This is a genomic window from Streptosporangiales bacterium (assembly GCA_009379825.1).
Taxonomy (GTDB): Bacteria; Actinomycetota; Actinomycetes; order Streptosporangiales; family WHST01; genus WHST01.
This window is the reverse complement of the sequence record WHTA01000080.1, coordinates 1-23,069: the sequence shown is the minus strand read 5'-3', so window position 1 is coordinate 23,069 and position 23,069 is coordinate 1. Positions and strand designations below refer to the sequence as shown.

The following is a 23,069-nucleotide window of genomic DNA, read 5'->3' as shown; positions in this document are numbered from 1 at the left end:
GGCCTGGCGGTTCACCGGCGCCTCCGGCGCGGCCGGCACCTTCGACCTGACCTGCTCGACCACGTCAGCCTGCGGCGCGGCCTGGCGGTTCACCGGCGCCTCCGGCGCGGCCGGCACCTTCGACCTGACCTGCTCGACCACGTCAGCCTGCGGCGCGGCCTGGCGGTTCACCGGCGCCTCCGGCGCGGCCGGCACCTTCGACCTGACCTGCTCGACGGTGCCCTCGGCACTGCCCTTCGCACCGTCGACGGTGCCCTGCACGTCGCCCGCGGTGCCCTGGACGTCCTTGGTCGTGTCGGTCACCTTGTCGGTGAGCTGCTGCGCGGTCTGACCGACCCGGTCCGCGTCGGGCGCACCGACCTCGTCGGCGTTCGCGACACCGGCACCGAGTACGACGAAACCACCAGCGATAAGCGAGGCCGACAACGACCTCCGAACCCATGCGTTCACAGGTGAATCCCTTCTCAAAAGTCTCTCGTGTCTTGCCTGACTGACTTGCCTGTCACCGGGCGCGTTCTGCGGTGACCCTGCGGTTGCGGCAGGGCGGTCAGTCGGGAGAGACCGGGGGTTTCACTGCGTCGTTCGACAACGTGGGCCCGCGCGGGGCACTGGACAGGACGAGCGGCGTACCTGCGGCCGCCGTCCCCGGCACTGCGCCGAGCGTGGCGACCGGCGCGTTCCCCGCTCCGGTCTGCACGCTCGACGACGGGCCGGTGTTCGCCGCGTACGGAAGTCCGAGCTGCCCGGGCCAGCTGGGCAGCTGCGGTGACCTGCGCTCGGCGTCGTTCGTCTGGACGGACTGCTCACGGTGCGGCGTCGCGGCGGTCGGCAGCGACCGCGAGACGTACGCCGACATGCTGTCGCCCGCGGCGGCGCCGGGAACCTCGGCCACGGCGCCCGGCACGACGGCCGACTGCCCGGCCTCGGGCTGCAGCCCGTCACCTGGCTCTTCGCCCGGCTGCTCGGACGCGCCGGGCAGCAGCTCGTGCGGCCACACCGGCTCGGTCGGCCACTCGTCCGGCCACACCGAGTCGTCCGGCTTCGGCCACACCGAGCTGTCCGGCTTCGGGCACACCGAGCTGTCCGGCTTCGGGCACTCGACGCCGGACGGGGCCAGCTCGTCCCCGGCGTCGCGCAGCGTCTCGATGACCGGCGCGTCCTTCAGCCGCGGCCGGTCGCGGTCGCCGGTGTCGGCGATCCGGTCGGCCACCGCCTCGGACGGCCGCGACTCCTCGGTCGCGGCCGTCTCCCGGTGGTCACCGGCATCCCGGTGTTGAGTTGCGCTCGTAGCTCGGTCGGCAGTGGCCCGCGCCGCGTCGGCGATGGTGGTGGGATCGAGCCGATGCTCGGCTGCGGGGCGCTCACTGGCCGCTACGGGGCTTGCATCGAAGACGGCCAGGACTGCCCAGCCGGCGAGGCAGAACGCGCCGGCGATGAGCAGCCGGCCGATCGTTCTGCGGGCGCGCGCACAGGCGGAGACCGCAGCGGCATTGCGCTGCGCTGCGACGCCTCGGCGACCCATTGGCACCTTCCGTAACGGACACGAGCTACGAGCCAAGAACCACTACCGCTTGTCACGACAAGCAGTAGAACCGCTACAGCCCGTACTACTCGTCACATCGTGTGCCACCCCCGTTGCCGTTACGGCTGCCGCGAAAGTCGTTGCGGGGAAATTTTCTTCACCGCAAGTCATCGCGGCGACAGCCCCGGTACAGGCCGAGAGCCGACGAGACGTCTACGCGTTGTTCACGCTCTGCAACGAGCGTGGTGCAGTTTGCACTTCTGCCAACAGAGCGTATTCTCCCGACTACGTCTAGATCTTCTTCCTCCTGATAGCCCCAGAGGTCTAGGCAGACGCCCCTCTCACGTCGTAGAGCAACAAGGAAGGTCAACCCATGGCCCCGTGGGTCCGACGGTCGCTGCGTGTCGCCGCCATCAGCCTCGGCTGTGTGCTCGTCGGCAGCGCCACCGCCCCGAATGCCGTTGCCGCCGTCCAGTCCAGCTCGAGCTCCGCATCCCCATCCGCGAGCCCGAGCGAGTCCCAGAGCAGCTCACCCACCGAGTCGACGACGACCCCAAGCGAGGACCCCAGCCCCTCGTCCAGCTCGTCGTCGTCGAGCACCTCGACCTCGCCGTCGCAGCCGCGCCCGAGCCAACCGGGCAGCACGGAGCCGACGAGCGGCACGCCGTCCAACGACGGCTCGTCGAGTCCGGGCGGGTCGCAGAGCGCGAGCCGGATGATGGCGCCGAACACGCCGCCGCCGGACTGGCCGATCCCGCCCGGCCCGGGTGACGAGGAAGACCCCGTCGAAGGCGACAACGCGAAGTCGCCGCGGCCGCAGACCACGGTCGGCGGCGGTGAGAAGTCCGGCGACGCCGACGGCGGCAGCGCCGGCAAGAGCGGCCGCGACGGCGGCGACGGCGACGGCGACGGCGGCCGCGGCGGCTCCGACGACACCGAGCCGACCGGCGGCGTCGCCGCCGGTAGCGGCAGCACCGTGGGAGGCCCGCTCAACATGGCCCTGATCCTGCTCGGCTTCGGCTTCCTCGCCGTCGGCACCGGCCTGTTCGTCCAGCTGCGGATGCGGTCCAGGCGGCGGCCAAGGCGCAGCTGATGCCCGCTCGCCGAACGCGTTCCCGGTTCGGGCAGGTCGTCGCCGGTCTCTTCGTCGCGACGGGGCTCACCGCACTCGGCGTCGCCGGCTACCAGCTGGCGTTCGCTCCCCGCGGCGGCCTCATCGTGAGCGCGGACGACCACGACCCGAACTGGCGGGGCAGCAGCGGCGACCGGGTACTCGACCGGTCAAGGCCGACGACGCTGCGCGTCCCCCGCATCGACGTCCGCACCGACCTGGTGCGGCTGTCGAAGGACGGCAAAGGTGTGCTCGACGCGCCGAAGACCGGCGACAAGGCCGGCTGGTACCGCAAGTCCGCGACGCCCGGCGAGGCCGGCACCTCGGTCATCGCCGGGCACGTGGACTGGACCGACGGGCCCGCGGTCTTCTACGAACTCGGCGAACTCGAGCCAGGTGACGTCATAAAGGTGCGCCGCGCCGACGGCCGGCGCACCACGTACACCGTGCACGCCACCCGGCAGTACGCGAAGAACGACTTCCCGTCGAAGCTCGTCTACGGCGACACCCCGGCGGCCCAGCTGCGCCTGATCACCTGCGGTGGGGCGTTCAGCAACGGGCACTACGTCGACAATATCGTGGTGTTCGCCCACCTGACCGACGTCGGCTGACCCACCCGAGACGTCGGACGCGAGAGGGCGCTCCCACCAGCGGTGGGAGCGCCCTCGACGCGTATGCCTGCGGTCAGCTGCAGCCGCTGGTGCTGCCGCATCCCTCGCAGACGTAGCAGCTACCCGCCGGCCGCATCTTCGTGCCACAGGTGAAGCACATCGGCGCGTCGGCGACCTTGCCCTGCACCGCTTCGAGCAGCTCGGCAGACGAGCCGACCTTCGGCGGCGTCGACTTGCTGGTCTTCTTCTCCGCCGGCTCCTCGGTCGTCGCGGCCGACTGAGCCAGCGAGTCGGTGTCGACGTCGTCGTTGCCCTGCGTGGAGCTCTCGTTGTCCAGCGCGGCCGTGCGCTCGGAGACGGACAGGATGTTCATCGCCGCCCTGGTCTCGTACGGCAGGTGGTCGAGCGCGAGCCGGCGGAAGACGTAGTCCATGATCGACTGCGCCATCCGGATGTCCGGGTCGTCGGTGAGACCCGCCGGCTCGAACCGCAGGTTGGTGAACTGCCGGACGAACGTCTCCAGCGGCACGCCGTACTGCAGGCCGGTGGAGATGGCGATGGAGAACGCGTCCATCACGCCGGCCAGCGTCGACCCCTGCTTGCCCAACTTGAGGAAGACCTCGCCGAGCCCGTTGTCGGGGTAGCTGCCCGCGGTCATGAAGCCTTCGGCGCCTGCCACGGAGAACTTCGTGACCGTGGCCGGGCGCTGCTTCGGCAGCTTCTTCCTCGTCGGCCGGGCCGCGCCGTCCTCGGCGTCGATCTCGGCCTCGCTGGCCTCGGTCTTCGCCGTGGCCAGCGGCTGGCCGACCTTGCAGTTGTCGCGGTAGATCGCCAGCGCCTTCAGGCCAAGCCGCCAGCCCTGCAGGTAGATGTCCCTGACGTCCTCGACGGTCGCCTGCTCCGGCATGTTGACGGTCTTCGAGATCGCGCCGGAGACGAACGGCTGCACCGCGGCCATCATGCGCACGTGCCCCATCGGCTTGATGGCACGCTCGCCCATCGCGCAGTCGAACACCTCGTAGTGCTCCTCACGCAGGCCGGGCGCGTCGATCACGTGGCCGTGCTCGGAGATGTACTCGACGATCGCCTCGACCTGCTCCTGCTGGTAACCCAGCTTCGTCAGCGCACGCGGCACGGTCTGGTTGACGATCTGCATCGACCCGCCACCGACGAGCTTCTTGAACTTCAGCAGCGAGAAGTCCGGCTCGATGCCGGTCGTGTCGCAGTCCATCATGAAGCCGATGGTGCCGGTCGGCGCGATCACCGACGCCTGCGCGTTGCGGTAACCGGTCACCTCGCCGAGCCGCACCGCCTCGGTCCACACCTCGCCGGCGGCGCGCAGCAGCTTCTTGTCCTCGTCACCGACGTACCTGGCGGCGTCGTTGGCCGCGGCGTGCTTGCGGATCACCCGGTTGTGCGCGGACGCGTTGCGCGCGTAGCCCTCGTACGGGCCGACGGCGGCCGCCAGCTCGGCGGACCGCTTGTACGCGGTGCCGGTCATCAGCGACGAGATGCCGGCGGCCAGCGCCCGCCCGCCGTCGGAGTCGTAGCCGTGCCCGGTGGCCATCAGCAGCGCGCCGAGGTTCGCGTAGCCGATGCCGAGCTGGCGGTACGCCCGCGTCGTCTCGCCGATCTTCTCGGTCGGGAAGTCCGCGAAGCAGATGGAGATGTCCATCGCCGTGCTGACCAGCTCGACCGCCTTGCGGAAGGTGTCCGCGTCGAAGGTGTCGTCCGGACGGAGGAACGCCATCAGGTTCATGCTGGCCAGGTTGCAGCTGGAGTTGTCCAGGTGCATGTACTCGCTGCATGGGTTCGACCCGGTGATCCGGCCGGTCTCCGGGCAGGTGTGCCAGTCGTTGATGGTGTCGTCGTACTGGATGCCGGGGTCGGCGCACTCCCATGCGGCCTGCGTCATCTTGTGGAAGATGTTGCGGGCGTTGACAGTGTCGATGACGTCACCGCTGAGCCGCCCCCGCAGCCCGAAGTCGCCGTCGTTCTCCACGGCGCGCATGAACTCGTCGGTGACCCGCACCGAGTTGTTCGCGTTCTGGTACTGCACCGAGCTGGAGTCCTTGCCGGCGAGCTCCATGTCGAAGCCGGCGTCGCGTAGCGCACGGATCTTCTTCTCCTCGTGCGCCTTCGTGTCGATGAACTCCTCGACGTCTGGGTGGTCGACGTCCAGGATCACCATCTTCGCCGCACGCCGAGTCGCACCACCGGACTTGATCGTGCCAGCCGACGCGTCCGCGCCGCGCATGAAGGAAACCGGACCGCTCGCGGTGCCGCCGGAGGAGAGCAGCTCCTTGCTCGACCGGATCCTGGACAGGTTCAGGCCCGCGCCAGAACCGCCCTTGAAGATGAAGCCTTCTTCCTTGTACCACTCAAGGATCGACTCCATCGTGTCGTCGACGGAGAGGATGAAGCACGCGGAGACCTGCTGCGGAGCGGTCGTGCCGACGTTGAACCACACCGGGCTGTTGAAGCTGAACACCTGTTTGACGAGCATCCACTTGAGCTCGTGGTCGAAGACCTCGGCGTCGGCGGCGCTGGCGAAGTAGCCGTTCTCCCACCCGGCGGCCACGTACTTGTCGACGACCCGGTTGACCAGCTGCTTCAGGCTCGCCTCCCGCTGCTGGCTGCCGAGCGCGCCGCGGAAGTACTTGCTGGTCACGATGTTGACGGCGTTCTGGCTCCAGGAAGCGGGGAACTCGACGCCCCGCTGCTCGAAGTTGACCGAGCCGTCCTTCCAGTTCGTCATGACGACATCGCGCCGCACCCACTCGACCTCGTCGTACGGGTGCTTGCCGGCCGTGGTGAAGACGCGCTGCACACGCAGCCCCTGCGGCGCCGACTGAGACCGCTTCTTCCGCTCTGTCCCCTCAGTCGGCCCGCTCACCGTCTCCGTCATGCGTTCCTCCTCCGTTACTGGTCCCCCCGGACAGCTCCCCCGCCGCTGCATGTGTCGGACGAGGCCGGTGGTGCTGGTGTTGCGCGTGATACGCGCTGGGTGTCCTATGAAGATGTGTTGCGAGAACTGTTGGCTAGCCCCCCTGGCCAACCAGAACGCGTTCGACCCGCTCGGCCGCGGCCTGGCGCAACGCCGCGATCTCCGTCTCGAAATCGGCGAGCGACTCGAACCCTCGGTACACCGAGGCGAACCGGAGATAGGCGACCTCGTCGAGTTCGCGCAGTGGCGCCAGGACGGCGAGCCCCACCTCGTGGCTGGGGATCTCCGCGACACCACGCCCCCGGATCTCTTCCTCCACCTGTTGTGCCAGCCGCGCGAGCGCGTCCACGTCGACCGGTCGTCCCTTGCACGCCTTGTGCACGCCGGAGACGACCTTCTCCCTGGAGAACGCCTCCGCGACCCCGGACCGTTTCACCACGTTGAGCGTCACGGTCTCGGTCGTGGTCAGTCGCCGGCAGCACTCGGGGCACTGCCTACGACGCCGAATCAGGGTGCCGTCGTCATTCACCCGGCTGTCGACAACACGGGTATCAGGGTGATGGCAGAACGGGCAGTGCATAACCCCGTGGCCCCCTTCTGTGGACAGTCCTGTGGATCCACACTCGCATCCTGTGGATGAGTTGTGGATCCACTGTGGACCGCAGAACACAACCTGTGGAGAACTTACATCCGTGTAACTACTAGATGTAGGGGTCACGTTAGCACTCCACCGGACCGATGCAAGCTCCCCGGGCCGCCCACCACCGGCGCCACCCGCCCGTCCCCCGTTTACCCAGGTCAATCCAGCCCCACCCGCCCCATCCCCAACCACCCCACGGCGTGTCGACCCCCAACCACCCCGCCGACGGCGCCGCCCGCACCCCCGGAATGCCGACCGACCCCGACCACCCCGAGACGGCGCCGGCCGCCGGGTGGTGCCGGATGCCGGGTGGTGCCGGATGCCGGGTGATGCCGGGTGCCGAGTGGTGCCGGATACCGGGCGGCGCCCAGTGCCGAGTAGTGCCGGGTGCCGGGGTGGCGCCCAGTGCCGGGTGGTACCCGGTGGTATGGCCCGGCTGGGTGGCGCCGCAGGGAGCCGAGGTGGCGCCGCAGGGAGCCGAGGTGGCGCCGCCGGGAGCCGTCCGGCTCCCTTGGGAGCCGGACCGGCGGGCGGCGCCGCCCGCCGGATGGTGTGCCGGCAGGAAGCACCAGCTAACCGACCAGGTCACGGGCGGTCCGTCCATGTAGCACGGCGGCACCCGACCTGAGCCACGGTGCCGCCGAAGCACCCGCGAGACCCGACCTGGTCGCTGTCACGGCGGCGACACCAGGCGTCCACCCGCCGGGGCGGTCGGGCTGCTGGCCGGCGCCGGCCACGGGTGTCGGCCAGGTTGGCCGGGGTTACCGAGTGCCGACCGGCACCACGAGCTGCTGGCCGGGCTCTACCTTGCTGCCGTGCAGGTCGTTGGTCTCCTTGATCTGCTCGATCGTCGCGCGCGGGTCGCGGTCAGCGGCTACGTCGGCGGCGATGCTCCACAGGGTGTCGCCGTCGCCGACGATGACGGTGATGGTCTCCGGGGAGTCGGTGGCGGCGCCGCTTGCGGTTGCCGCGCCCCACCCGATCGCCGCCGCGGTCACCAGGACGACCAGCAAGCCGAGCAGCACGGCGCGTCCGCGCCGGGTGAGCCGCCACCCGACGTTGGCGGCACCCGACGACACGGCCGCACGCCCCAGCGGGGACGCCGGGCGGCTGGGCCGCGGGACTACCGCACCGCTGGTCGTAGGCGGTGCGGGCTCGGCCGCCGGCTCGTCGGGTACCACGGACAGTCGGGGGCGGCGGGCGGACGGTCTTGCGGCGCGCGGGACCGGGGTCCCGGACCGTGGCGGCTCCAGGTCGAAGGCGACACCTGCACTTGCACTCATCGCTTCCTCCGTGCGTACGCACCCGCTACTTGATAGCCTGCCGAACATGCGTTCGATCGAATGTATGTACGAAGTTCTACCAGCCTCCACCGACAACTGCCAGACTCTTTCGAACAAATGTTTGAAGTGTCGCGCGGCGGGCCGTTAAGGTGCAGGGCAGTTGAGGTGAGGAGGACGCGGTGACCGAAGGCAAGACTGGCTCGACCAGGCGATCGGCCTCGCCGGGCAAGAACTCGCCGGGCAAGAAGAAGGCCGGCCGGCCGCCGAAGAGCGCCGAGGTGCACGAACTGCCCGACGGTCCGGCCGACGCGTCCGGCCTCACGCCGCGTCAGCGGCGAGTGCTCGAGGTGATCAGGACTTCGGTGAAGGAACGCGGCTACCCACCGTCGATGCGGGAGATCGGGGAGGCGGTCGGCCTCACCTCCGTCTCCAGCGTGTCGCACCAGCTGCGGCAGCTGCAGGCGAAGGGCTACCTGCGCCGCGACGCCAACCGCCCGCGTGCGGTGGAGATGAAGATGCCCACGTCGGCGGAGCCGGCGGCCGAGGTGCCGCCGGACGAGACCGACGCGGGTGACGACCGCCCACAGGCCGCGTACGTCCCCGTCGTCGGTCGGATCGCCGCCGGTGGGCCGATCCTCGCCGAGCAGGCGGTGGAAGAGGTTTTCCCGCTGCCGCGGCAGGTCGTCGGCGACGGCACGTTGTTCCTGCTCAAGGTCCGTGGTGACTCCATGATCGACGCCGCGATCTGCGAGGACGACTGGGTCGTGGTGCGGCAGCAGAACGACGCGGACAACGGCGACGTGGTGGCCGCCATGATCGACGGCGAGGCCACCGTCAAGACGTTCAAGCACCGTGACGGCCACGTCTGGCTGCTGCCGCAGAACCCGGCGTACGAGCCGATCCCCGGCGACCAGGCGACCGTGCTCGGCAAGGTGGTCGCCGTACTGCGGCGGGTCTGACCACCACACACCGTGCACCGTGGTCCAGCATGCCGGTGCCTCGGTAATCTACGCTCAACATGTGGCCAGTGAAGGCGAGACGAACTCGTCCGAGGAGCAGGTGACCGGCCAGCCGACCGGCTGGCCGGAGATCGACTTCGCCGCGGTGATCGATCTGACCCAGCGCCTCGTCCGTGTTCCCAGCGTGCACGACCCGGATCGGGAGCGCTCCGAGGAGCCCGCCGCCGCCGTCGTGGCGGAGGTCATGCGGGAGTTCGGCTGGGAACCGGTGCTCGAGGAGGTCAGCCCCGGCCGGCCGAACGTGCACGCGGTCGTCGACGGCGGCATGCCAGGGCCCACACTGCTGTTCGAGGGCCACACCGACGTGGTCAGCGAGCAGCCCGAGGACGCCTGGACCGTCCCGCCGTTCGACGCGGAGATCCGCGACGGCCGGCTGTACGGGCGGGGCAGCGCGGACATGAAGAGCGGCGTCGCCGCGATGCTCCACGCCACCCGCGCCATCGAGCAGGCGGGCCCGTTCCCCGGCCGGATAAAGGTCGCCGCGCTCTGCGACGAAGAGGGCACGATGAGCGGCGTCAAGCACTTCGTCGCACAGGGCCACGCCGCCGACTGCGCCGCCGCGATCGTCTGCGAGCCCGAGGCCGAGGAGGTCTGCACGTCGTCCAAGGGCAGCATCCGGCTGCGCATCGACCTGCGCGGCCGGATGGCGCACGGCGCGATGCCCGACCACGGCGCCAACCCCATCCCCGTGCTCGGCCGGCTGCTGGTGTGGTGCGCCGCGCACGAGGCTGAGCTGCGCCGCCGGCACGGCCGCCATCCCACCCTCGGCACGACCACCGTCACCGCCACGGTGATCGGCGGCGGCGACTTCACCCAGCACAACCTCATCCCGGCCGACGGCGCGCTCGGCCTGGACATCAGGACCGTCCCCGGCGTCGACCACGCGGCGCTGGTCCGCGAGATCACGGAGAACGTGGAGAACTACGCGTACGTCGGCTGGGTCGGCGGCACAGTGACGGTCATCGACGACCGCCCCGCCACCGACACCCCGGAGAACTCGCCGGTCATCCAGGCGGTCATGGCCGGTCACCGCGACGTCACCGGGGTGAACCCGACGATCGGCGGCGTGCCGGGCGCCACCGACGGCACGGTGCTGTGGCGGGACGCGAAGCTGCCGGTCGCCGTCTACGGCCCCGGCGACAAGTGGATCGCCCACCAGGCGGACGAGTACGTCGAGGTGGACGACGTCAAGCGCAAGGCCGAGGTGTACGCACGGGCCGCGCACCACTTCTTCCTGCTGCACGGCCCGGAGCCCACGGATACCGAGGACGCCGACGCGGCGGAACAGCAGTAGCCGTGCCTGGCACGGACACCGCGTTCGCCGTCGGGCACTACGAGCGCACGGACGAGGGCTGGCTCACCGGCACCACCGTGGTGCTCTGCCCACCCGGCACCGTCGGCGGCGTGGACCAGCGCGGCGGCGCGCCCGGCACCAGGGAGACCGACCTGCTCGACCCCCGCAACCTGGTCGACCGGGTGGACGCCGTGCTGCTCACCGGCGGCAGCGCGTACGGCTTGGACGCGGCCACCGGGGTGATGCACTGGCTCGCCGAACACGGCCGCGGCTGGCCGATCGGCTCCGATCCGACGCACGTCGTGCCCATCGTGCCCGGCGCGGTCATCTTCGACCTCGACCACGGGCAGTGGGGCAACCGCCCGGACGCCGAGTTCGGCCGGCTGGCCTGTGTGGCCGCCCGCCCGGTGTCCGCGGCCGCCCCGCCGACGCGCGGCACCGTCGGAGCGGGCACCGGCGCCGGGGTAGGCGGGCTGAAGGGCGGCATCGGCTGGGCGACCACGCAGCTCGGCGACACCACCGTCGCCGCGCTCGCCGTGGTGAACGCCGTCGGCTCCGCCGTGCACCCGGACACCGGCCGGCTGCTCGCCGACCTCGACCACACGCTGCCCACACCGACCGCGGAGGAGAGCGCACGCCTGCCGCGCGGCCGACAGCTGCCGCTGAACACCACGCTCGGCGTGGTGCTCACCAACGCCCGCCTCGACAAGGCGCAGTGCCAGAAGGTGGCCGGCATCGCGCAGGACGGCCTGGCGCGGGCGGTGCGCCCGGCACACACCATGGTCGACGGCGACAGCATCTTCGCGCTCGCCTCAGGCGAGACCGACATTGCGGACGTCCAGGCGTACAACGAGCTGCTCGCCGCCGCCGCGGACACGTTCACCTACGCCGTACGCGACGCCGTGCTCACCGCGAGCTCGGCCGGCGGCATGCCCGCCTACCTGGAGATCTGCTCGTCCGTCCGACCCGCGGGCGGCTGACCTGACCAGATCACCCATCCCGGGCAACTGCGACGATAGGGCTCGAGCTCCTGGGGAAGGACTGCTGAATGCGCCGCACGTACGTCGCCCTGCTGGCCGCCGCCGCGATGCTGGTCGGCTGCGGCGGATCGCCCGGCGACTCCGCGTCGACCACCGAGGCGACGTCGACCGGCGGGAGCACGCCGGCGACGCCGAGCTCGACGGTGACCCCGATGCCCGGTGGCTGGGGGCCGAACGAGGCCGAGCTGATCGAGGCGGCCGGGATGGTCGACGAGATGTCCAGGAAGGAGAAGGTCGGCAGCCTGCTGATGCCGCAGTTCTACGGCTACTCGGCGACGAAGGTCACCGACGAGCAGGCCGGCCAGAACAAGAGCTCGCTCGGTGTACGTACGGCCGCCGCGGCGATCAAGCGCTACCACCTCGGCGGCGCCATCGTGATGACGCAGAACATCGACGACGCCAAGCAGGTGAAGCGGCTCAACGACGGCCTCGCCGCGACCGCAGACCCGGACCTGCCGCTGCTGCTCGGCGTCGACCAGGAGGGCGGCATCGTCCAGCGGGTGACGAAGGGAGCGACCAAGTATCCCGCCGCCCGCACCATCGGCAAGACCGGCAAGCCCGCGAACGCGCGGCTGCTCGCCGAGGCCAACGGCACCGAGCTGCGCGCGATGGGCTTCACCCTCGACTTCGCACCGGTCGCGGACGTCGGCTTCGACAGCCCGGCGATCGGCAACCGTGCGTACGCCGACGGCCCGAAGCGGGTCGGCGCGATGGCCACCGCCGCCACGAACGGGTACCGGGCCGCCGGCATCGTCCCCGTGGTCAAGCACTTCCCCGGCCACGGCAGCGCCACCACCGACAGCCACGAAGAGCTACCGCAGATCACCCGCAGCAAGCAGCAGCTGCGCAAGACCGACCTGCCGCCGTTCGAGCGGGCGATCGACGCGCAGGTGCCCGCGGTGCTCAGCGGCCACCTCGACATGCGCGCCATCGACCCCGGCACCCCGTCGACGCTGAGCAAGCCGGTGGTGACCGGCATGCTGCGCAAGGACCTCGGCTTCGACGGCGTCACCATCACCGACTCGCAGGTCATGCAGCCGATCCTCGACAAGTACGGTGCGGGCGAGGCGGCCGTGCGTTCGGTGCTGGCCGGACAGGACATCGTGCTGATGCCGGCCAACCTGGGCAAGGCGTACAACGCGCTGCTCACTGCGGCCAGGTCGGGACGGCTGTCGGCGAACCGGCTGGACGCCGCCGCCACCAGGGTGACCGCGTTGCGGCTGTACGCCAAACGCATCGGCGCCGACCGACCCAGCTGGTCGGAGGTGCCGTGGGCGAAGCACCGCGGGTACGTACGGCAGGTGGAGGCGGAAGCCGGATAACCGACCACGCAGTGGTCGACACATGGCCAAACCGTGCCATGCGGGCCGTTCGTGCACCTGACACTGATAGCGTTCGGCCGTGTCGAACTACCCGAACCAGCCACCGGTACCGCCACAAGAACCGCAGCAGTTCGGGCGGACAACCGGCCCGAGCGCGATGCCACCGCAGGAGCCGGGCTCGCTCGTGGTCATCGTGGGTGGCCAACCCCGCCAGTTCCAGCGCGGTGAGACGGTCCTGATCGGGCGCAGCCCGGACTGCCAGATCCTGCTCGACGACAACCGGATGTCGCGGCACCACGCCCAGATCGCGTACGAAGAGGACGGCTGGGTGCTGCGCGACCTGGGCAGCCGCAACGGCACGTTCATCGGGCCGACCCGGGTCGTGCGGTTGAACATCGCGGAACCCTGCGCGGTGCGGTTCGGCAACCCCACCAACGGCCAGCTGGTCGTGCTGCAGCCCGGTACGTCGGCAAGCGGCCCCGTCGCGCAGGTGCCGATGGCCGAGGCGCCGCAGATGCGCGAGCCGTCGTCCACACACCAGGTGGCCAACCAGATCAAGCTGGGCCGGGCACCGGACAACGACATCGTCCTCGGCGACCTGCTCGCATCGCGCTACCACACGGAGGTCAGGCGCACCCAGGGCGGCTTCGAGGTCATCGACCTGGCCAGCCGCAACGGCACGTACCTCAACGGCCAGCGGGTCTCTCAGGCACCGTTCGCGCCCGGCGACCTGCTCTCCATCGGCCACCACCAGTTCGTGCTGCGCGACCAGCAGCTGGTCGAGTACGTCGACGAGGGCCGCGTCTCGCTGCGCGCCGAGGACCTGACCGTGACGGTCGGCAACAACGTCACCATCCTGGACCGCGTCGGCTTCACGCTCGACGAGTGCAGCCTGGTCGCGGTCGTCGGGCCGTCAGGCGCGGGCAAGTCCACCATGCTGAACGCGATGACCGGCACCAAGCCGGCCACCAGCGGGCGGGTCATCTACGAGGGCCGCGACCTCTACGACAACTACGAGGACCTGCGCCACCGGATCGGCCTGGTACCGCAGGACGACATCCTGCACCGGCAGCTCACCGTCAAGAAGGCACTGGAATACGCGGCCGCGCTGCGCTTCCCCGACGACGTGAGCAAGCAGGAACGACAGCAGCGGATCGCGGAGACCTGTGCCTCGCTCGGCCTCACCGAGCACATCGAGAAGCGCATCACGCAGCTCTCCGGCGGGCAGCGCAAGCGCGTCTCCGTCGCGCTCGAGCTGCTCACCCAGCCGTCGCTGCTGTACCTGGACGAGCCGACGTCCGGTCTCGACCCCGGCCTGGACAAGCAGGTGATGACCGAGCTGCGCAGGCTCGCCGACGACGGCCGCACCGTCATCGTCGTCACGCACAGCGTGCTCAACCTGGACATGTGCGACCGGGTGCTGCTGCTCGCGCCAGGCGGCAAGACCGCGTACTTCGGCCCGCCGGGCCAGCCGCTGCTGAACCAGTTCAGGGCCGACGACTACTCGACCGTGTTCCAGATGGTGACCAACGAGCCGGACCGGTGGCAGGAGGCATACCGCCAGTCGCCGTACTACCGGCAGTACGGCGGCGCGCCCGAGACGCACAACGACTTCCAGCGGATGGCCACGTCGACGGCACCGACGAAGGCGCGGCGACAGCAGAACATCTTCAAGCAGTTCTGGATCCTGTGCCGGCGCATGGTGTCCGTCACCGTCGCGGACAAGGCGTACGCGGGGTTCGTGTTCGGCTCGCCGATCCTGCTCGCGCTGCTCACCCACACCGTGCCGGCCAACGACTGGGGCCTGCAGGTACCTGACGACTTCAGGGAACGATCGGCAGAACCACAGCAGTTGTTGCTGATGCTCGTGCTCGGCGCCTGTCTCATCGGCACAGCCGTCGCGATCAGGGAGCTGGTCGGCGAGATAGCCATCTACAAACGAGAACGCCTGGTCGGCCTCTCGCCCGGCGCCTACCTGGCGAGCAAGCTCTTCATCTTCGGCATCATCAACATCTTCCAGGCACACATCCTGGTGTTGGCCGGCCTCGCCGGGCGGAAGCTGCCGGACGACCCGCTCATCTTCCCGTTCGGCTGGATGGAGCTGGTCTTCGCGATCGCCGTGCTGACGATCACGTCGACGACGCTCGGCCTGCTGGTCTCGTCACGGGTCACGAGCAACCAGCAGACGATGCCGATCCTCGTGGTGATCGTCATGGGTCAGCTGGTGTTCACCGGTGGCCTGTTCAAGATCATCGAGCGGGGCGGCCTGGAGCAGGCGTCCTGGCTGTTCCCGGCGCGGTGGGGCTACTCCGCGGTCGCAGCGACGGCGGACCTGCGCAACGCCATGCGGATGGAGTTCGAGGATCCGCTGTGGGAGCACGAGCCGGAGACCTGGCTGCTGGTGATCAGCATCATGGTGCTGCAGGCTGTCGTACTCACCATCGCCACCAGGCTGATGCTGATCACGCACGAGCCGTCGAGGAGCAAGGGCAGCAAGAAGCCGCCGATCCCACCCGGGTACTACGCCCAGCAGGGTGGCTACCAGATGCAGCAGATGCCGCAACAGCAGCCGGTGCCCGTCGGCCACGGCTACGGCCCGCCGCAGCAGCAGAGCCACCCCGGCTGGCAACAGGGCCCACCGTCCCACCCGGGAATGCCACCCCAGTCGCAGCCCGGCTACTCGCAGCCGGGGCACTCACACCCGGGCTACCAGCAACCCGGCCCGCCGTCCCAGCCAGGCGGCCAACCATGGGGCGGCCACCCACAGGGCCCGCCGAACACGCCACCACCCCCACCCGGCCGGCCACCGCAGCCCCCACCCCGCCACCGGTAGTAGGCGGGGCTACGCCGGCCGGGTCAGCGACGTGCGGGAAGCGACGCGATGGCCGCGGGCCGGCGCGGGCCAGCAGAAGGCGCATTGGTGGGGCGACCGCGGGCCGGCCGCGGGTGCAACGGAACACGTACCCCCGTGGCTCTGCTCGACCGGCGGGCGCTGCTCGGCGACGGTCGCCCAGACCGCACTCCACCGAGCCCCAAGCCGGGGCGCGGCAGGGCTACAGGGTCTCGAGGTCGGCGGGGAGGACGGGGACGCCGGCGCGCCAGACTTGGCGGGGTTCCAGGCGGAACGCCCACGCGAACGCGCCTTCGTGGGCGGCGTTCCACCACACCAGGTCGCCGAGTGCGCCGACCCGTACGACGCCGCGGTCCTGCACGCCGAGGGCCCTAGCGGCGCCGACTGTCGCCGCGTGGAGGGCCTCCGTCACGCTCATCCGGAACGCGGCCACGGCCAGGCTGATCATCAGCGACATGGACGTGCTGCCGCACTGCCCCGGGTTGTGGTCGGTGCCGAGCGCGACGGTCACGCCGTGGTCCAGCAGCATCCGCACCGGCGGTGCGGTACGCATCTGCAAGGCGGTGCCAGGGCACACCACCGCGGTGACGTCGGCCGCGGCCAGCGCGGCCGCGTCCTCCTCGGTGACCTTCAGCAGGTGGTCCGCGGACAGGCAGCCGAGCTCGGCGGCGAGCAGTGAGCCGCCCGTACGGGCGAGCTCGTCGGCGTGGATACGCGGCCGCAGCCCGGCGGCCATCCCCGCCTGCAGCACCTCTCTGGCCTGGTCCACGGTGAAGTGGCCCTCGTCGCAGAACACGTCGATGTTGTCCGCACCGGAGTCCGCCGCGGCCCGGCACCAGGACGCGACCTCCGTGGTGTAGACGTCCTGGCTGTCCGCGTACTCTGGCGGCAGCGCGTGCGCAGCGAGAAACGTCACGGAAAGCCGCGGCAGCACAGGTTCGTCGGCGAGGTCCGCGAGCATCCGCACCGCCTGCAGCTCGCCCTCGCGGGTGAGGTGGTAGCCGGTCTTCGCCTCCAGCGTGGTCGTGCCGGAGCCGATGAAGTCACGCAGCCGCGCGCGCAGCGCGGCGCTCAGCCCGTCCCACGGCTCCGCCCTCGTCGCCTCGACGGTGGACGCGATGCCGCCGCCCATCGCGGCGATCTCCGCGTACGTGGCGCCGGCCGAACGGGCCGCGATCTCCGCCGACCGGTCCCCCGCGTACACCGGGTGGGTGTGCGCGTCGATGAAGCCCGGCGTGACCAGGCCGCCGGCGCAGTCGTCCACGATGTCGGCCGCTGGTGCGTCCGCCGCGCTGCCGATCCAGGTGATGACACCGTCCTCCACCAGCACCGCAGCGTCGTCGAGCGGGTCGCCGTCGCCCGTCCACAGCCGGGCGATGTTCGTCAGCAACCGGGACAGCTCGCTCACCGTGTTCTCCTCCTTCGCCAGCACACCCGCGCCACCGTACCCGTCACGGGAACAGTGCCCGGATCTCGCGGTCCAGCTCTGCAGCAGTGTCGGGGACGCGCAGGTGGACACCGTCGACGACGACCGGCTCACCGGCGACCACGACGGACGCGACGTCGGCGGCCGACCCCGCATGCAGCACGGCCGCGAGCAGCGCGTCGCCGGCCGGTGCGCCGGCCAGCCGCACCGAGTCCAGCCGCACGGTGGTCAGGTCGGCGAGCGCGCCGGCGGCGAGCACCCCGCCGTCCGGCCAGCCGAGCGACTGGTACCCGGCCGCCGCCGCGGCTTGCAGCAGCTCGGCCGGACCGAAGACGCCACGGCACTCACCGGCGAGCCGTTCGTGCAGCTCGACGGCGCGCGCCTCCTCGAGCAGGTCCACGTGCGCGTGGCTGTCGCTGCCCAGGCACAGCCCGGCACCGGCGGCCACCAGTGCCTGCGCCTGGCCGATGCCGTCACCCAGGTCGCGTTCCGTCGTCGGGCAGAAGCACGCGTACGTCCGCGCGCCACCGAGCAGGGCGATGTCGGCGCCGGTCAGGTGCGTGGCGTGCACCGCGGTGGCGTTGCCGTCGAGCAGCCCGGCGTCCGCGACCAGCTGCGCCGGGGTACGCCCGTACGCAGCCAGGCACTCCTCGTTCTCCCGCCGCTGCTCGGAGAGGTGGAAGTGCAACGGGGCGTCCGACCGCTGCGCCCAGCCACCGACGGCCGTCATCGCCGCGGGCGGGCACGCGCGCACCGAGTGCACTGCCGCACCGACCCGCGGCGCGCGCAGGTACGCCACCCGCGCCGCCCATGCCTCCGCGCTGCCGTCGGTGAACCGCAGCTGCGGCCCGGCCAGCGGCCGGCCGTCCGGGCCGGCCTGCAGGTAGCAGGTGTCGAGCAGGGTCAGCCGCACGCCGGCGTCCGCGGCCGCCTGCACCAGCGCGTGCCCCATCGCGTTCGGCTCGTCGTACGGGCGGCCGTCCGGCTGGCGGTGCAGGTAGTGGAACTCACCGACGACGGTGACGCCGGCGAGCGCCATCTCCGCGTACACCGCACGGGCGAGCCGCAGGTAGCTGTCCGGGTCGAGGCACGCCGCCACGGTGTACATCTGCTCCCGCCACGACCAGAAGTCGCCGCGCCCGCCGTGGGTGCGCCCGCGCAGCGCGCGGTGGAACGCGTGCGAGTGCGCGTTCGCCAACCCCGGCAGCGTGAGCCCCGTCAGTCGCACCGCGCCGTCAGGGACCGCGGTCTCCGTACGTACCGACGCGATGCGCTCGCCGTCGACGTCGATCAGCACATCGTCGTGCACACCGCCGGGCAGTGCGGCGTACTCGCAGTGGTACGTCGTCACGCCGCGCTCTCCGCTTCCGCGAGCTCGGCCAGCACCGTGGCGAGCGCCTCCGCGCCGGTGACGCAGTCCACCCACTCGGCGTGCTCGGCGGGCGAGTGCGAGACGCCGGTGGGGTTGCGGACGAACAGCATGGCCGTCGGCACGCCCACGCCGGCCAGCACGCCGGCGTCGTGCCCGGCCCCGGTCGGCAGCATCGGCGCGTTGCCGAGCAGCTGGCTCACCCGCGCACCGAGGTACGGGTCGAACGCCGTCTCCGCGCTGTGCGACTCCTGCGTCAGGTCCACCGTGACGCCGTCGCGCTCGCCGCGCTCCACGGCCGCGCGCTCGATCGCCGCGACCACCGCACCCAGCGTGTCCGCGTCCGGGGCGCGGGTGTCCAGCCAGGCCCGCACCCGGGACGGGATCGCGTTGGTGCCGTTCGGCTCGACCTCCACCCGGCCGACGGTGGCGACGGCACCGGCGAGCCTGGCCTTCTTCCTGGCAGAGAGCACGGTGTTCGCGAACGTCAGCATCGGGTCGCGGCGGTCCTCCAGCCGGGTGGTGCCCGCGTGGTTCGCCTCACCGGCGAAGTCGAACCGCCAGCGGCCGTGTGGCCAGATCGCGGTCGCCACGCCGACCGGCGCGGGCTGGTCCACCAACGCACGGCCCTGCTCGACGTGCAGCTCGACGAAGCAGCCGATGCGGGCCAGCCGGGCCTCGTCCCGGCCGAGGAGCGCAGGGTCGGCGCCGGCGTCGCGCAACGCCTCGTCGAAAGTACGGCCGTCGCGGTCGCGCAGCTCACGCGCACGGCCCGGCGCCACCTGCCCGGTGAGCAACCGGGACCCGAGGCAGGGCACGCCGAACCGCGAGCCCTCCTCCTCGGCGAACGCGACCACGGCGAGCGGCCGGCCGGGCGTCACCCCGCTGTCGCAGAGCAGGTCCACGGCGGCGAACGCGGACACCACGCCGAGCGGGCCGTCGTACGCGCCACCGTCAGGCACCGAGTCGAGGTGGGAACCGGTGACGACCGCGTCGTCACCGGGCTCGCCCCACCAGGCCCAGAGGTTGCCGTTGCCGTCCTCGTCCACCTGCAGGCCCCGGTCGGCCGCGGCGCTACGGAACCAGGCCCGGCACTCCAGCTCGGCCGCGTTCCAGCCGTGCCGGTGGTAGCCGCCGGTGTGCGGGTCGCGGCCGATCGCCAGCAGCTCGTCCCACAGGTCCTTCACGCTTGGTCGTCGGCTTCGCGCATCGGTACCCGCACGCCGGTACGGTCGGCCACCTCGACCGCGCCGTCGTACCCGGCGTCGACGTGCCGTACGACGCCCATGCCGGGGTCGTTGGTGAGCACCCGCTCGATCTTCTCCGCGGCCAGCCGGGAGCCGTCGGCGACGGTCACCTGGCCGGCGTGGATCGCCCTGCCCATGCCGACGCCGCCGCCGTGGTGGATGGACACCCAGGTCGCCCCGGACGCCGTGTTGACCAGTGCGTTGAGCAGTGGCCAGTCGGCGATCGCGTCGGAGCCGTCGAGCATCGCCTCGGTCTCCCGGTAGGGCGACGCGACCGAACCGCAGTCCAGGTGGTCGCGGCCCATCACGATGGGCGCGCTCACCTCGCCGCTCGCCACCAGGTCGTTGAACGCCAGGCCGGCCTTGTCGCGCTCCCCGTAGCCCAGCCAGCAGATCCGCGACGGCAGGCCCTGGAAGTGCACCTTCTCACCGGCGAGGCGCATCCACCTGGCCAACGGCTCGTTGTCGGGGAACAGCTCGAGGATGGCGCGGTCGGTGCGGGCGATGTCGGCGGGGTCGCCGGACAGCGCGGCCCACCGGAACGGTCCCTTGCCCTCGCAGAACAGCGGCCGGATGTACGCCGGCACGAAGCCCGGGTAGTCGAACGCACGGGTGCTGCCGCCGAGCTCCGCCTCCCGCCGCAGCGAGTTGCCGTAGTCGAAGACCTCCGCGCCTGCGTCGAGGAACCCGACCATCGCCTCGCAGTGCGTCGCCATCGACGCCCGGGCCCGCTCGACCGTCCCTTTCGAGTCCTTGTCGCGCTCGGCCGACCAGTCGTCGAACTCGACGCCGACCGGCAGGTAGGTCAGCGGGTCGTGCGCGCTGGTCTGGTCGGTGACGATGTCGATGTGCGCACCGGCACGCAGCACCTGCGGCACCAGCTCGGCGGCGTTGCCGACCAGCCCGACGGACAGCGGCTTGCGTTCGGTGCGCGCCTGCTCGATCACCGCGAGCGCGTGGTCGAGGTCCTGCGCCTGCACGTCCAGGTAGCTGTGCTCGATCCGGCGGCGTACGCGGCTCGGGTCGCAGTCGATGCACAGCGCGACGCCACCGTTCATGGTGACGGCCAACGGCTGCGCGCCGCCCATCCCGCCGAGGCCGGCGGTCAGCGTGACGGTGCCGGCGAGCGTGCCGCCGAACCGCTTCTCCGCGATGGCGGCGAACGTCTCGTAGGTGCCCTGCAGGATGCCCTGCGTGCCGATGTAGATCCACGAGCCTGCGGTCATCTGCCCGAACATGGTGAGGCCGAGCGCCTCCAGCCGGCGGAACTCCTCCTGCGTGGCCCAGTCGGGCACCAGGTTGGAGTTCGCGATGAGCACCCGCGGCGCCCACTCGTTCGTACGGAACACCGCCACCGGCTTGCCCGACTGCACGAGCATGGTCTCGTCCGCGGCGAGCCCGCGCAGGGTGCGCACGATCGCGTCGTACGCCGCCCAGCTGCGGGCGGCCTTGCCTGACCCGCCGTAGACGACGAGCTCCTCGGGGTGCTCGGCCACCTCGGCGTCCAGGTTGTTCATCAGCATCCGCAGGGCCGCCTCCTGCTGCCAGCCCTGGCACGACAGCTCAGTGCCCCGCGGCGCACGTACCGAGCGCATGCGCTTCCGCCTCCTTCACCGCCACCGTCTCCACCCTGCCACCGAACCCGTCCACCGGACCCGAGGAATGCAATCATTCATTGTCTCTTGTGCTGAATCAAGTCATTCCATAAACTCACCGCCATGCCGCACGCCGACAGCCCCGCTCGGCAGCAGCTCACCGAGCTGCTGTCCACCAAGCGGCTGTCGCCCGCCCAACGGCGCATCGCCCAGTTCGTGCTGGAGAACGCGGCCGAGGCGGCGTTCCTTTCGAGCATCGACCTCGCTGCGCGTGCCGGGGTCAGCCAGCCGTCGGTCACCAGGTTCGCGGCCACCCTCGGCTTCCCGTCGTACCAGGCGTTCCGCGCCGTGCTCCGCGACCACGCGCTCGCCGACGAGGCCGACGACGGCGACCAGGGCCAGCCGAACAGCCGGCAGGACTCGGTCATGCAGGAGGTCGCCAACCTCCGCAAGCTGGCGCACGAGCTGCGCGACCCCCGCCACGTCGAGGCGGCCGCGGCCGAGCTCGCCGACTCACAGCCACTGGTGGTGCTCGGCCTGCGGGTGTCCGCCGGCGTGGCCGGCCACTTCGTGTACTGCGCGCAGAAGGTGCTGCCCGACGTCCGCCTGATCACCCACGGCGACTCGACCGCGCGCGACCTGCTCGACCAGGCCGCGCTCGCCGGCGCGAGCCATCTGCTCGCCTTCGTGCTTCCCCGCTACCCACGGGAGACGTTGGAGTTGCTGAGGTACGCGCGCGAGATCGGCTTGCGCGTCGTGGCGATTTCCGACACCCAGCTCGAACCCGTCGCCAGCCACGCCGATCGCGTGCTGGCCGCACAGGTCGGCAGCCGTCTCGTGTTCGACTCACACGTCGTGCCCGAGATGCTCGCCCTGGTCCTGCTCGAGTGCATCAGCGACCGGACGAGGGACCGCACCCAACAACGCCTGGAGCGGTTCGAAGAAACCACTGCAAAGCACCGAGTGTTCCAGCTCGCGTAACGACGCGTAAGAGCGTGACCGGCTTCAGCGGAAGGAGCCGAATGAGTATCAAGCAGGCGCCGAACGCACTGCGGCAAGGACTCGCCGGCTGTCACGCGTGCTCTGGCCGATCCTGCCCGGTGTGGTCACGTTGCTCGCCTGGCAGTTCGGTTCCGGCACGCTGATCCCGGCGATCTACGTCAGCACACCGGTCGACGTTGCGCGGCGGCTCGTCGACATCACCGCAAGCGGCGCCATCCTGCCCGACCTCACCACCACGCTCGTGGAGCTGGTGCTCGGCTTCGTGTTCGGCTCGATCGCCGGATGCGTGGTGGGGTACCTGCTCGGCCGGTCGAACTTCGCGGCCAGGATGTTCGAGCCGTACATCATGGCGGCCTACGGCATTCCGATGATCACCATCGCGCCGCTGTTCATCATCTGGTTCGGCATCGGTATCTGGTCGAAGGTGACCATCGCGACGATCATGGTCTTCTTCATCGTCTACATGGGCGTGCGGAGCGTCGATCTCGAGCTGGTGAAGGTCGCCCGCGCACTCGGCGCCGATCAGGCACAGCTCACCAGGCACGTCTACCTGCGCTCGACCATGCCGTACATCTTCATGGGCCTGCGCGCCGGTGTTCCCTACGGTGTCATCGGCGTGATCGTCGGCGAGTTCATCTCGGCGTTCCGCGGCCTAGTACTGCAACGGCACTTGCTTGACAGGTAGTTGATCATGGTCGGGTGGTTACCGATCTGGTGATAGATGAGCTGGATACCTTGCATGAGCGGGTCGCGGGCCGGTTCGGGCGGGCGGAGCCGCGGGCTCGGGTGC

19 protein-coding genes are annotated in these 23,069 nt (G+C 70.9%); 9 read left to right on the top strand and 10 right to left on the bottom strand.

Translation table 11 applies throughout. The features are described from left to right. From GEV07_25890 to GEV07_25880, 3 genes are all read right to left on the bottom strand, one after another. A partial coding sequence (locus GEV07_25890; protein ID MQA06001.1) for a hypothetical protein occupies nt 1-426 on the bottom strand: 426 nt, incomplete at its 3' end. A gap of 121 nt (nt 427-547) precedes the next feature. Next, entirely contained in the window at nt 548-1,522 is a 975-nt protein-coding gene (locus GEV07_25885) for a hypothetical protein (protein MQA06000.1), read from the bottom strand. 366 nt (nt 1,523-1,888) lie between these two features. After that, complete coding sequence (locus tag GEV07_25880) at nt 1,889-2,254, bottom strand: hypothetical protein (protein ID MQA05999.1); 366 nt, start codon at nt 2,252-2,254, stop codon at nt 1,889-1,891. On the opposite strand from GEV07_25880, the gene GEV07_25875 reads away from it, so the two are divergent. Together GEV07_25875 and GEV07_25870 are read left to right on the top strand one after the other, a co-directional pair. Continuing rightward, on the top strand, nt 2,238-2,615 hold the full coding sequence (locus GEV07_25875; protein MQA05998.1) for a hypothetical protein: 378 nt from the start codon (nt 2,238-2,240) through the stop codon (nt 2,613-2,615). The two genes, GEV07_25880 and GEV07_25875, sit on opposite strands and share 17 nt — an antisense overlap. Next, nucleotides 2,615-3,244, top strand: a complete 630-nt coding sequence (locus GEV07_25870) for a class F sortase (protein MQA05997.1) — start codon at nt 2,615-2,617, stop codon at nt 3,242-3,244. The genes GEV07_25875 and GEV07_25870 overlap by 1 nt, the downstream gene beginning before the upstream one ends. Nucleotides 3,245-3,317: 73 nt before the next feature. Here the strand turns inward: GEV07_25870 and GEV07_25865 are convergent, their stop codons facing one another. From GEV07_25865 to GEV07_25855, 3 genes are all read right to left on the bottom strand, one after another. Further along, nucleotides 3,318-6,152: a vitamin B12-dependent ribonucleotide reductase gene (locus tag GEV07_25865; protein MQA05996.1), complete on the bottom strand. Its 2,835-nt coding sequence runs from the start codon at nt 6,150-6,152 to the stop codon at nt 3,318-3,320. 133 nt (nt 6,153-6,285) lie between these two features. Continuing rightward, the gene (nrdR, locus tag GEV07_25860; protein ID MQA05995.1) at nt 6,286-6,771 is read right to left on the bottom strand and encodes a transcriptional repressor NrdR; all 486 of its coding nucleotides are present in this window, start codon (nt 6,769-6,771) and stop codon (nt 6,286-6,288) included. An 821-nt stretch (nt 6,772-7,592) separates the two neighbouring features. After that, a complete protein-coding gene (locus GEV07_25855; protein MQA05994.1) occupies nt 7,593-8,114 on the bottom strand; it encodes a LysM peptidoglycan-binding domain-containing protein in 522 nt (173 codons plus the stop codon). A 179-nt stretch (nt 8,115-8,293) separates the two neighbouring features. Here GEV07_25855 and lexA point away from each other — a divergent pair, with 179 nt between their 5' ends. The 5 genes from lexA to GEV07_25830 all read left to right on the top strand — a co-directional run bounded on the left by lexA (nt 8,294) and on the right by GEV07_25830 (nt 15,622). After that, nucleotides 8,294-9,073, top strand: a complete 780-nt coding sequence (gene lexA, locus GEV07_25850; protein MQA05993.1) for a transcriptional repressor LexA — start codon at nt 8,294-8,296, stop codon at nt 9,071-9,073. A 100-nt stretch (nt 9,074-9,173) separates the two neighbouring features. Beyond that, on the top strand, nt 9,174-10,427 hold the full coding sequence (locus GEV07_25845; GenBank protein ID MQA05992.1) for an ArgE/DapE family deacylase: 1,254 nt from the start codon (nt 9,174-9,176) through the stop codon (nt 10,425-10,427). A gap of 2 nt (nt 10,428-10,429) precedes the next feature. Continuing rightward, a complete protein-coding gene (locus GEV07_25840) occupies nt 10,430-11,407 on the top strand; it encodes a hypothetical protein (protein MQA05991.1) in 978 nt (325 codons plus the stop codon). Nucleotides 11,408-11,475: 68 nt separating this feature from the next. Continuing rightward, complete coding sequence (locus tag GEV07_25835; GenBank protein MQA05990.1) at nt 11,476-12,789, top strand: beta-hexosaminidase; 1,314 nt, start codon at nt 11,476-11,478, stop codon at nt 12,787-12,789. A gap of 79 nt (nt 12,790-12,868) precedes the next feature. Further along, the gene (locus GEV07_25830; GenBank protein MQA05989.1) at nt 12,869-15,622 is read left to right on the top strand and encodes an FHA domain-containing protein; all 2,754 of its coding nucleotides are present in this window, start codon (nt 12,869-12,871) and stop codon (nt 15,620-15,622) included. Nucleotides 15,623-15,842: 220 nt separating this feature from the next. Here the strand turns inward: GEV07_25830 and hutI are convergent, their stop codons facing one another. Genes hutI through GEV07_25810 form a run of 4 tightly spaced genes read right to left on the bottom strand, consistent with a single transcriptional unit; the run spans nt 15,843 to nt 21,277 of the window. Beyond that, nucleotides 15,843-17,039, bottom strand: coding sequence for an imidazolonepropionase (hutI, locus tag GEV07_25825; protein MQA05988.1), 1,197 nt, complete (start codon nt 17,037-17,039; stop codon nt 15,843-15,845). 52 nt (nt 17,040-17,091) lie between these two features. Continuing rightward, on the bottom strand, nt 17,092-18,417 hold the full coding sequence (locus tag GEV07_25820) for a formimidoylglutamate deiminase (protein ID MQA05987.1): 1,326 nt from the start codon (nt 18,415-18,417) through the stop codon (nt 17,092-17,094). Then, on the bottom strand, nt 18,414-19,613 hold the full coding sequence (locus GEV07_25815) for an allantoate amidohydrolase (protein ID MQA05986.1): 1,200 nt from the start codon (nt 19,611-19,613) through the stop codon (nt 18,414-18,416). The genes GEV07_25820 and GEV07_25815 overlap by 4 nt, the downstream gene beginning before the upstream one ends. 5 nt (nt 19,614-19,618) lie before the next feature. Continuing rightward, nucleotides 19,619-21,277: a urocanate hydratase gene (locus GEV07_25810; protein ID MQA05985.1), complete on the bottom strand. Its 1,659-nt coding sequence runs from the start codon at nt 21,275-21,277 to the stop codon at nt 19,619-19,621. Between the two features lie 123 nt (nt 21,278-21,400). On the opposite strand from GEV07_25810, the gene GEV07_25805 reads away from it, so the two are divergent. Then, on the top strand, nt 21,401-22,258 hold the full coding sequence (locus GEV07_25805; GenBank protein MQA05984.1) for an SIS domain-containing protein: 858 nt from the start codon (nt 21,401-21,403) through the stop codon (nt 22,256-22,258). A gap of 88 nt (nt 22,259-22,346) precedes the next feature. Beyond that, complete coding sequence (locus GEV07_25800; GenBank protein MQA05983.1) at nt 22,347-22,964, top strand: ABC transporter permease subunit; 618 nt, start codon at nt 22,347-22,349, stop codon at nt 22,962-22,964. Nucleotides 22,965-23,069 lie beyond the last annotated feature (105 nt).

Bases quoted from the DNA above. Each gene is read 5' to 3' on its own strand.
- GEV07_25885 (MQA06000.1), bottom strand. From the start codon at position 1,522: ATGGGTCGCCGAGGCGTCGCAGCGCAGCGCAATGCCGCTGCGGTCTCC.
- GEV07_25875 (MQA05998.1), top strand. From the start codon at position 2,238: ATGATGGCGCCGAACACGCCGCCGCCGGACTGGCCGATCCCGCCCGGC.
- GEV07_25870 (MQA05997.1), top strand. From the start codon at position 2,615: ATGCCCGCTCGCCGAACGCGTTCCCGGTTCGGGCAGGTCGTCGCCGGT.
- GEV07_25865 (MQA05996.1), bottom strand. From the start codon at position 6,152: ATGACGGAGACGGTGAGCGGGCCGACTGAGGGGACAGAGCGGAAGAAG.
- nrdR (MQA05995.1), bottom strand. From the start codon at position 6,771: ATGCACTGCCCGTTCTGCCATCACCCTGATACCCGTGTTGTCGACAGC.
- GEV07_25855 (MQA05994.1), bottom strand. From the start codon at position 8,114: ATGAGTGCAAGTGCAGGTGTCGCCTTCGACCTGGAGCCGCCACGGTCC.
- GEV07_25835 (MQA05990.1), top strand. From the start codon at position 11,476: ATGCGCCGCACGTACGTCGCCCTGCTGGCCGCCGCCGCGATGCTGGTC.
- GEV07_25810 (MQA05985.1), bottom strand. From the start codon at position 21,277: ATGCGCTCGGTACGTGCGCCGCGGGGCACTGAGCTGTCGTGCCAGGGC.
- GEV07_25805 (MQA05984.1), top strand. From the start codon at position 21,401: ATGCCGCACGCCGACAGCCCCGCTCGGCAGCAGCTCACCGAGCTGCTG.